The organism is Pseudoalteromonas sp. S16_S37 (genome assembly GCF_014694405.1).
In the GTDB taxonomy this organism is placed as follows: domain Bacteria; phylum Pseudomonadota; class Gammaproteobacteria; order Enterobacterales; family Alteromonadaceae; genus Pseudoalteromonas.
Window position 1 is genome coordinate 1 of the sequence record NZ_JAAUWV010000149.1, and the last position, 1198, is coordinate 1198.

Genomic DNA, 1198 nt, shown 5'->3' on the forward strand with positions numbered 1-1198 from the left:
TTTTCGGCTTCGAGCTTGTGATAAGCTAAATCTTGCATTAGTAATACAAGTTGGTCGGCCACATGCTGGGCATTACCGCCGCCTTCTTCTAACTGCATCACCATACCAATTACTTGGTTAGCAAATTGGTTTAAATGGTTAAGTGTTGGCATGCTTGGCTTTTTACCCTTTGGCATATCAATCAACAGTTTGTCTAAACTGTGTGCCATATATTGCAATGGGTATTCTTTGCCAGTGGCTGCCATGTAAGGGATAAGTAAGCTTGATGGCATATCACCACTACCCAAATACTTGTAAAGCATATCTGTGCTTACACCTGTTCTATCAGCGATACGTGGTACGCTCATATTGCGAGTGGCTTGGGCATGCTCTTTACATATTTGTAGCGACTCAGGCAAGCTACGTGTCACAATGCGGCTCCACTGCCTACGTTTTGGCTTAGTCATGGCAACCTCCATTTTGCAAGTGGCAAGACCCTAAAAGCACATTCCAAAAACATACATTTTTTGGAACTTCACAAACGCGGATCGCACTGGCTAGAATTTGATCATCTTGAAAACAGGGGATCAAACCATGCAAACCAACTACGTTAGTTACCAGTTTAAAAACTGCCTTGAGTGGCTGTGTATTGACGACAAGCCCAAGGCAATGACACATGTTCAAACTAGTGCTTTTGAACTGCGCCAATTGCTCACTGAGCTGGGCCGCTACTCTCATATTGAGCGCAGGGTGGTAGTTAATAGACTGTACAAACAACAAAACACGGCTTTGTTTGCTTTGATTACGCTGTGTTACGTAAAAGCGGATATTGTTCATTGTTTGGCTCCTGTAAGCTGTGTAACTCAAATGATGATTAGTTGGTTACTTAGCCCTTACGAGGCTGCCAATAACTGCTGAAGCATTGCAACACCATGCTTGCGGTCATCACCTTTTAATACCAGCGGGGTGTGATAGCCCTTGGTATCAGGAAACACCGTCTCAATAGGCTTATTGATGATTTTACAAATTGCATTGGCAATACGGCGTGATTGCGTATGGCCGCAAACAACACCTGATACAGAGGCTAAATTAACGCCAAGCGCTTCAGCAATCATAGACAATGTATACCCCTTGTCTGCAATGGCAGCTTTAATTTCGTGAGATTTCATAGTAATCTACCTTTTTGAATGAACCCTTTTGTGATGTTTTGGCGAACGGT

3 protein-coding genes are annotated in these 1198 nt (G+C 43.3%); all 3 read right to left on the reverse strand.

The features are described 5' to 3' along the window. Window positions 1–446: hypothetical protein (locus HC733_RS22285; RefSeq protein ID WP_190367164.1), on the reverse strand; the 446-nt coding region annotated here is incomplete at its 3' end. Next, on the reverse strand, window positions 439–816 hold the full coding sequence (locus HC733_RS22290; protein ID WP_190367165.1) for a hypothetical protein: 378 nt from the start codon (window positions 814–816) through the stop codon (window positions 439–441). The genes HC733_RS22290 and HC733_RS22285, both read right to left, overlap by 8 nt. 56 nt (window positions 817–872) lie before the next feature. Next, complete coding sequence (locus HC733_RS22295; protein ID WP_190367067.1) at window positions 873–1148, reverse strand: helix-turn-helix domain-containing protein; 276 nt, start codon at window positions 1146–1148, stop codon at window positions 873–875. Window positions 1149–1198: the final 50 nt, after the last annotated feature.

Excerpts from the sequence above, each read along its gene's own strand:
- HC733_RS22290 (WP_190367165.1), bottom strand. The coding sequence starts at position 816 with ATGAACAATATCCGCTTTTACGTAACACAGCGTAATCAAAGCAAACAA.
- HC733_RS22295 (WP_190367067.1), bottom strand. The coding sequence starts at position 1,148 with ATGAAATCTCACGAAATTAAAGCTGCCATTGCAGACAAGGGGTATACA.